This is a genomic window from Acinetobacter sp. GN11, from assembly GCF_054823985.1.
This window is the reverse complement of the sequence record NZ_JRVL01000192.1, coordinates 1-8,907: the sequence shown is the minus strand read 5'-3', so window position 1 is coordinate 8,907 and position 8,907 is coordinate 1. Positions and strand designations below refer to the sequence as shown.

Sequence of the window (8,907 nt, the reverse complement as noted above, 5' to 3'; positions counted from 1 at the left end):
TTGCTCATTCATTTAAAATCCACAAAATAGGTTTAATAATGAGCATCGAATTTGTAGGTATGGTTTTTCCTAACCAATGGTCTGAAACCAAAGGAACGCGAATTGGCCATAAAATTGACCTCGAATATCTACGTTACCATGCACGGGCACATGAATATGCTGGTTTTGATAAAGTTTTAATTGCTAGTGGACCAAGCAGCCCAGATAGTACACAAATTGCAGCTTATCTCGCACAGCATACTGAACATCTCGGCTTTATGATTGCCCATCGTCCTGCACTGCTCACTCCAAATCTAGCTGCACGTTCTTTTGCTACGCTTGACCATACTACGGGTGGTGGAAGAATCCAGTTACATGCAATTACTGGAATTACTGCCGAGCCTCAAGAGGGCGATTATATTGTTGATAAAATTAAACGTTATGAACGGACGGGTGAATATCTAGATATCATCCAGAAACTCTGGAAAAGTGATCAGCCCATTAGCTATGAAGGTAAATACTTTAAGTTAGATAATGCTTTTTGCCCGTTAAAGCCAGTCAACGGTACAATCCCGATTTCATTCGGTGGCTCATCAGACATTGCTTATGATATTGCAGTCCGCCATGCAGATCTCTATTCATTGTGGGGTGAGCCACTGGCTGGAGTAAAAGAACAAATTACTAAATTGAAGCTCGCAGCAGAAAAAGCCAATAAACCACAGCCTCCTGTTAGCTTATCTGTACGTCTTATTATTGGTGCAACCGAAGAACTTGCTTGGCAACGAGCAGAACAGATTCTTGCAGACATTCAGAACAATCCAACTTTTCAAAATAACGGCACATTATCAGGACACAAAATCAAAGGCATAGGTTCACAGCGCTTATTGGCAGCAGCCCAGCAAGGTGATCGACATGACCGCGCATTATGGATGCCAACCGCAACTGCTGTCGGGGCTTATGGCGATACGACTGCCCTAGTTGGTACGCCAGACACCATTATTGCGGCATTACTCGACTATGTAGATTTAGGGGTTACGACTTTTTTAAATCGTGGCTACGATCCTATTTATGATACGGTCGACTATGGTCGTTATATCATCCCCGCTGTACGTGAAGAGGCAGCCAAAAGATTAAAACAAATCGCTTAAACATTTAAAACATAAAGCCGCTCATTCAATATTTTTGAAGAGCGGCTTTTTAAAATAAAGATTTTCTTCAGTGAGAAAATCTTTATTCCATCTTTTATTGCAAGTCAGGTTTACAAATAGCCTGAATTTTCTCTCCCGCAATCACCTTTTTAGCAAACGGAATTGAATCTTTTAAGGAAGCATTAACAGTTTCGCTATGTCCTAAGCCATGATACAAATGACCTTCGACCACGGTACCTGCTTTACAAGCATCTGCCACCAGCTTCATTTGAGAACGAGCATCTGGAGTTCGATCATTTGCCCCTGTCCCAATAAATAATGGATGACTGATTTTTAATGTAGGGTAATAACCATAATCATTTGACTGTTTCTCTTGCAGCTTTTTATAGCTTGCCGGTGGATTAGGTTTATATGCTTGTGCTGGCGAAAGTCCTGCGGTTTGAATATCACCCATAAAACTTGTTAAGCAGGCATTTCTTGCTTGTTCAACTAAAGGAGCAGCTTCAGGAGTGAAAATATCCTCTGTTTTAATTTCTGGATATAAACTTTGTGTCACTAAAAAACTATAGATGCCATAAGCCAGTGATGGGCTGACTTCGTAAGGATTTAACTTTAACTGATTTTTTTCAGGCGTCGCTTCAGGATCTTGATAAATCACGCCTGTACCAATTGAACCTTTAATATTTAAGTCAGGTGCGTACGTTGCTGAGTAGGAAGAAGCCGCAACAGCACCAGCGCCTCCTTGAGATTGACCAACAATCACAAAGTTATTTGCAAGTGGTAACTTTGTTTTGAGAGCAGCTCTACCACTATCTAAAATACTATAAGCCAGCATTGGGTTATTAATTAACAAATGCGGTCCTGCAACACCTAATCCTTCGTAATCTGTGGCAACAACAGCAAATCCTTCTTTAAGCCAACGATTTAAATATTGTACATCGCGGTATGATCGTCCACTCCAAGACGGCGCACAAGCATCGGCCAAACCGACCGTACCATGTGCCCATAGCACCACTGGCCAACCTTCTTTAGGAGGCGTTCCTTTTGGTAAATGAATACTGCCTGAAACCACAATAGGGGTTTTGCTATCTTTACCACTGGTAGAACTGTAGAGAATCCGAATAGCCTGACTGTCATTTGCCAAACGAATATAAGGATTATGAATAGCTTCTGTTTTTAATAATTTTCCAGCTTGATTTGGAATAGCCGATTTCCATGTGTAAAAGTCAGAGACTCGGCCATCTCCATATTTATCTTCAGGTGCTGGAGCTTGTTGAGCAGTCGCCAAACAACTTGAAGTTAACATCGTTGTGATTAAAGAAAACTTGCATAAAGTTGATAAAAAAGTATGTTGCATTGTTATTTACCTTAAAAAACTGTCTCATCATTTTTGATTTAAAATTCGTAACTTACGCGGCCATATAAATACGTTCCAAATGCTCCTTCAGGCGCATTAAAACTATATTTGACAATATTGCCGACCGAAGAATCTTTGGCTTGATCAGGATGGCTATTAAATAAGTTGATCGCCCCTAAATTGAATTTCAGGCCTTTCACGAATGCATCCGCTTTGTAGCCAATATCCAAATCTGCAATCCACTGAGGGTCAAAGGTTTGGTCTAGTGCAGTATTGGTATTATTTAAAGTGGTCCATTTATCGTAGCGACGGATTGCGGTATTCACGCTCCATGCTTGATTTGACCAAAGTGCGCCAAGCGTTAACTTTGTTTTCGGTGCAGCAGACTCAATCAGGCTTTGCGTATTTCGTCCTGCAATGCTTGAAACAGGAATTCGTTCACCTTTTGCGGTAATAGAATCTCTACTTTCGGTAATTTCATTTTTGTTATATGCCAGACCGAGATTCAGATTTAACTTGCCATATTGTTCAAGGTTTAAATCATGCTTAAGCGCGAGCTCTAAGCCTTGAGTACGTGTATCTAGTAAATTATTAAAGAATGCCACATTGGCAATATTTGAATACGGTGTATTGGCAAAAGCATTGGTAATTACACTTCCAGTAATATTGTCTGAAAGCAAAATACGATTTTTAATATCGATTTGATAGAGGTCTAAAGTTGCCGATGTATTAGCAAGTGGCTTCCAAACAAAACCTAAAGAATAATTCGTCGATTTCTCTGGTTTAAGAGAAGTTCCGCCAATCAGTAAAGCCGCCTCACTTCCTGCAACTAAAGTTCTTTGTTGAACATCTTGCCAACCTGAAGGGGTCTGCACTGTTTGTACGCTATAAGCCGAATAGCCCTGCTGTGCCAATGACGGCGCTCTATAGCCAGTATTTACTGAACCACGTACCGTAAATTTAGGTGATACATCATATTTAGCAAATAATTTTCCGTTTGTGGTCGAACCAAAGTCTGAATATTTTTCACTTCGAACAGCGGCACCCACATTCAAGTCTTTAATAATATCTGCTTCTAAATCTAGATAGACACCGTAAACATCGCGACTAATTTTTCGTTCATCTTGGTCTGTAATTCCGGCATATATTCCCGGAACACCAACGCCCAAAGTTGTGCTTGGATTAAAATATGGGCCGCGGGTATAGGCAATTGGATCACCTGCATTTTGCTTATATTGCTCCCAACGATATAAAACCCCTGTAGACAATGTGAGTGGGCTTGCGAACCAGTCAATTGCAATATCACGGCTATAATCTAGCCCTGTATTTAATTGTGAAAAAATATTTTCGCCCAAGTCATAGTTTGAAGGAGAATTTGACCCGTAACTTGGGTTAATGCCATTGCCTTGTTCTGTGCTGACTTTATTTTGTCCATAGGTCGCATAAAGATCATATTTGCCTGACTTTTGCTCTCCTTTTTTAACTCCAACGGTCGTTGCAAAATCATCTACAGTGACTAAGCTCAATGGTGAGCGTCCATCTGGATAACGTTCTTTAAAATAGCTGGATTGATTTAGTACTGTTTTGGTTGTTGGTGGCTCATAAAAATTTTCCCCTATTGTTTTACGATGGCCATAGCTACTAAAACCATAAAGTGCAACGTCATCTGTCAAAGGTAAATCTAGATTGGCAGTCACATTGATTTGATCTTTTTGTTCGGGGGAGCCAAATTTCCAAGTTCTATAGGGTGTATTTTGTTCTGTATATTGAGCCTTGGTTGAACCATCATAAAAAGTTCGCGTATCAGGTGCTGTGTTACTTGCAGCTTCACGCTTGCCTAAATCTAATGCAATAGTCAAAGCACCATCATTAGGGAGCACAAAACCTTTCCAAAGATTAACTTTATGTTGTTCACCATCTCCTTGAGTATAGCCACCAGTTTGATAGCTTACTCCACCGCCATGATCTCTTGATTTCAAAATAATATTAACGACACCGGCGATTGCATCTGATCCATATTGTGCGGCAGCACCATCCCGCAAGATTTCTATACGTTCAATCGCACTTACTGGAATTAAACTTAAGTCAGTTACCGCTGCGCCTCTTCCACCTGCATAGGCTTGGCGGGTGAAATAAGCGGATGTATGACGACGTTTTCCATTAATTAAAATTAGAGTTTGATCAGCAGATAATCCTCTAAGTGCAATACTTGGCGGAACCGATGCCCCAAACCCACCTGCGGGAGAACTCGGTAAAGTTACCGAAGGAGACAACCTTGTTAACGCTGCTGCAAGATCAGTCGCACCAGTCTCTTGTAACTCTTTGGCAGTTAAAATATCAACGGGTGCAGGTGCATCAAGTGAGCTACTAATTGCTCGTCTAGAGCCTGTAACAACCACAGATTGTAATGTGATGGCATCCTCTTTCTCTGGCAAATTTTTTTGATCATTTGCCAAAGCAATTGAAGCAGTAAGTGCACTCAGTGCAAAAAGTGAGGACTGAATAATAAATTGAGAAAAATATGTACGCATATGAGCTTCCTTAACGATCTAGACCGATATAGCAAAGCCAATGCCAACAATTAAATTATTTATTATCAATTATTTAATCAAATAAAATAAAAGAATCATTGTTTAAATTTAAACAATGATTCAAAAAAATGTTTATAAAACTACAGTTTTAAATTCCGAAGATGTTTAGACCAGTTGATTTTGAAGATACGACTGATATAACTGAAAGTAAGCTGACTGCTGCTGTATTAACTGCTCATGAGAACCTTGCTCTACGACGTGGCCATTTTCAATCACGACAATTTTGTCGGCCTCACGAATGGTACTCAGCCGATGTGCAATGACAATACATGTTCTATTTTGGCATAAGCGTCTGAGCGCATATTGTATTTTTTGCTCGGTATAAATATCGATTGCAGAGGTGGCTTCATCTAGAATTAATATTTTGGGGTTTGCCAAATAAGCACGAATTAAACAAACAAGTTGCCTTTGTCCATGACTAAGATTTTTACCAAGCGCTCCCACTTCGGTGAAATAGCCTTGCGGCAGTTGTTGTAATATCTCATCCGCTCCTAAGTCTTCAATAACCTGGATAAGTTTCTGATCTGAAGCATCAGGTTGAACTAGACGTAAGTTATCTAAAATAGATCCGCTAAATAAAACATTATCTTGTAAAACAATACTCACGTGTTGTCTTAAGCTAGTCAGATGAATACTCTGTATTGGATAACGGTCTAGAAAAATTCCACCCTGCTGAGGTTCATAAAATCGCGTTAGCAACTGAACCATGGTGCTTTTCCCATGTCCGGTTGGGCCTACAATCGCAATTATTTTTCCAGCTTCAATGTCCAAATTAAAGTTTTGTAAAACAGGTTTGTGGGTATACGCAAAATCTACCGACTGAAATCGAATATGACCATTTAAATGTTCAAGCTTCAAAGCATTCGGTTGTTCTTGAATCGTAGATTGGGTGTCTAAAAGTAGAAATATTCGCTGCGCACATGCCGCTCCATTGGCATAACGTTCAAATAGATCGGTCAGTTCCTGTAAGGGCGCTAAGAATAAAAACACATAGAAAATACTTTCTGCAAACTGCCCTATACTAATCATGCCGTCACTATAAGCATAACTACCAATCACAATGAATCCGGCAGTGGCTAGTGTTGAAAGTAATCCTGTAAAGGGAGCAAACCAACTGGTTCGCTTGCTGCCATAAATAATAGAGTTATTAAAGTCTTTTAATAAATCTTGATAACGAGATTGATTGGTTTCGGTGTAATTTAACTGCTGAATGATTTTTGCTCCATTTACTGTTTCAACCAAATGAGCAGTAAATCGACTGCGTTCCTCCGCAACTCGTCCCCAATGTTTTTGTGATGACTTTTTAAAAATAGCGGTCATTCCAAATAAAATGGGTAGCGTCGCAAATAAGCACCAAAAGAAAGGTGGATAGATATGCCAGAGAAGTACTGAAGCTAATCCACAACGCAAAATTGCCGAAAGTAGCTCTGGTGGCCCTTGTATTAAAACAGGCTCTAGTGTTTCGACATCACGATCGGCCCGTGAAATAATTCTGCCAGCTTTAGTACGGTCAAAATAGCCAATGTTTAAACTTTGAATATGCTGAAACAAAGTACGTCTTAAACCATTAATCACTTTCAACGCTGCTCGACCTGACAAATATTTTGATACCCCCGCTAAAGCAAAACGACAAATCCAACTCAACGTTAAAATGCTAATCGCAATCAATAAAACGGGCTGATGTAGCACCATTTTCCCAGCAATTTGTTGGAAGCCCGAATCTAAAATATATTTCACAACCCAAGGCCGAACAAAAACGCTCATCACTTGCAAAATTTCTACTGCAATCAAAGCAAGCAGTAAGTAACGGATGGGATAAATTAAAGGAATAAGTTTCGTCAACATCCCTCTATGAATTGAGGTCTTTGCCAAATTTTCTTCGATTTGTAGATCGGCTGATTTTGCAAACGGACGGAAATTTTTAACACTTGTATTCATGCTTCAAGCTCCTGTTGTGGCAACTCAAAACCCATCAACTCTCGATAGAATGAACAACTTTGTACTAATTCATTATGTGTTCCTTGAGCAATAATTTGCCCTTGATCTATAACAATAATTCGGTCAGATAAAGCAATCGTGGTTTGTTTGTTAGAGTTGATAATAATGGTTTTCTTAAAATGATTTCCCATATCAGAAAGCGCTGATAGTCGCTGTAAAACCTGTTTTTCTGTGGTCGAATCCAAAGCACTGGTTGAGTCATCTAAGGCTAAAATTGGCGAGTTTTTTAAGATGGAACGAGCCAAAGCAATCCGCTGTTTTTGTCCTCCAGACAAGGTAACGCCTTTGTCTCCAATCAATGTGTCTAGGCCATTATCAAGTCTTTGTAATAGTTCAGATGCAGAAGCTAAATGCAAAGCCTCTTTCATCTCTTGCTCAGTTGCATCTTGCTTAGCAACTCTTAAGTTATCTGCCAGTGTGCCACTAAAAAAGAAATTTTCTTGGGGAATAATCTGAACCAAATGTCGTAATTCAAATAGGCTTAAATCTTTAATATTCGTCCATCCCATTTGCTCAGAGCCAATCAGAACTTGCCCTTCTGTTGGGTCAATAAACCGATTGAGTAAATTCATCAAAGTCGTTTTACCTGAGCCTGTCTTACCGACAACAGTAACGATTTCACCTGCTCGAAATTCAACACTGCATTGCTTTAAAATAAAATTTTTTGTTGTTTTATCCTGAAAGCTGACATTTTCTAATTTAATGCTTAACTCATCACGCCATTGCAACGTTAGAGGATATTGTTGATCTTCAATTGCGGACTTCTCATCTAGCATTTGCCAGATTCTTGTTGCAGACGAACGCGCATCAGCAAAAATATGTAAGACCTGACCAATACTTTCAATACGAAACACCAATAAATTTGCCATGAGAATGGCAGCAACAAATTGCCCTACTTGCAACTGATTTTGACCAATTAAATAAGCACCAAAAGCAATGACCCATAAGTAAGAACCCGCAATAATCACTTGCGGAATAGGTAACCGTTTCGCACTTGTCTTGATAGTCTGAATAGAATGATAAATAAATAGATCTACAGCATGGTTAAAGCGTTGTAAGAGTTTCTCTTCGAGTTGAAAAGCTTTGACCACTCGAATTCCATTCACGCTCTCTGCCAAGGTATCGCTGACTTTTTCATATGCAGATGCAACTTGATGGTCCAGAACCACCAATTGATTGGTCAGTTTAAATAGAACCCAAAGTCCTAAAAAAATAAATAATAAGGGAACTAGGCCAAGCCAAGGATGATACCAACACAAGAGCCCAACGGTTACTGTAACAACCAAGCTTGACTCAAACACTTGTCGCCAAAAATTGATCAATGCTTCTTTTAATTTATCTGAATCACGTGTTGTACGAGATAATACTTCTCCTAAGCCATGTTTCCAGTGCCATGAAACATCTAAATACTGTACTTGGCTAAAGATTCTTTCTCTTAAAATACTCAGTAGTTGCTGACCAATGGTTAAAGCACTTAACCCTGCCAGATACTGAATAACAGCTCTAATACTGGCAATACTCGTAAGTAAAATGAACCAAAACCAAGGATTTAAAGGATCAGTGATAACATGATGAAATAAGGTTGCTCGTTCACTATGTTTTAAGGTATCAATCGCATGTCCAATTGAATATTGTTGGAGTGCTAACCCTATATTCGCAATAACAAATAAGGTCGCCGTCAATAAGAAACGAAATGGCATGAAACGATATAAAGCCAAACTTCGTAATAATGGATAATTTTTAAACATAAAAGATAGTAAAAATTTAAGATTCCGTTTTATTGCGAGATTCATGCCAAATTAATGGTCTTAAAAAATATTTTAAATTATTGTTT

Annotated in this window: 5 protein-coding genes; 1 reads left to right on the top strand and 4 read right to left on the bottom strand. The window is 39.2% G+C overall.

All coding sequences use genetic code 11. The features are described from left to right. Window positions 1-38: 38 nt before the first annotated feature. Window positions 39-1,127 (top strand): LLM class flavin-dependent oxidoreductase, encoded by a 1,089-nt coding sequence (locus NL42_RS15470; protein WP_461313413.1) that lies wholly within the window; start codon window positions 39-41, stop codon window positions 1,125-1,127. A gap of 94 nt (window positions 1,128-1,221) precedes the next feature. Here the strand turns inward: NL42_RS15470 and NL42_RS15465 are convergent, their stop codons facing one another. From NL42_RS15465 to NL42_RS15450, 4 genes are all read right to left on the bottom strand, one after another. Then, on the bottom strand, window positions 1,222-2,484 hold the full coding sequence (locus NL42_RS15465; protein WP_461313412.1) for a lipase family protein: 1,263 nt from the start codon (window positions 2,482-2,484) through the stop codon (window positions 1,222-1,224). Between the two features lie 38 nt (window positions 2,485-2,522). Next, the gene (locus NL42_RS15460; RefSeq protein WP_461313411.1) at window positions 2,523-5,015 is read right to left on the bottom strand and encodes a TonB-dependent receptor plug domain-containing protein; all 2,493 of its coding nucleotides are present in this window, start codon (window positions 5,013-5,015) and stop codon (window positions 2,523-2,525) included. Window positions 5,016-5,180: 165 nt separating this feature from the next. Then, window positions 5,181-7,013 (bottom strand): ABC transporter ATP-binding protein, encoded by a 1,833-nt coding sequence (locus NL42_RS15455; RefSeq protein WP_461313410.1) that lies wholly within the window; start codon window positions 7,011-7,013, stop codon window positions 5,181-5,183. Beyond that, window positions 7,010-8,821 (bottom strand): ABC transporter ATP-binding protein, encoded by a 1,812-nt coding sequence (locus NL42_RS15450; protein ID WP_461313409.1) that lies wholly within the window; start codon window positions 8,819-8,821, stop codon window positions 7,010-7,012. The genes NL42_RS15455 and NL42_RS15450 overlap by 4 nt, the downstream gene beginning before the upstream one ends. Window positions 8,822-8,907: the final 86 nt, after the last annotated feature.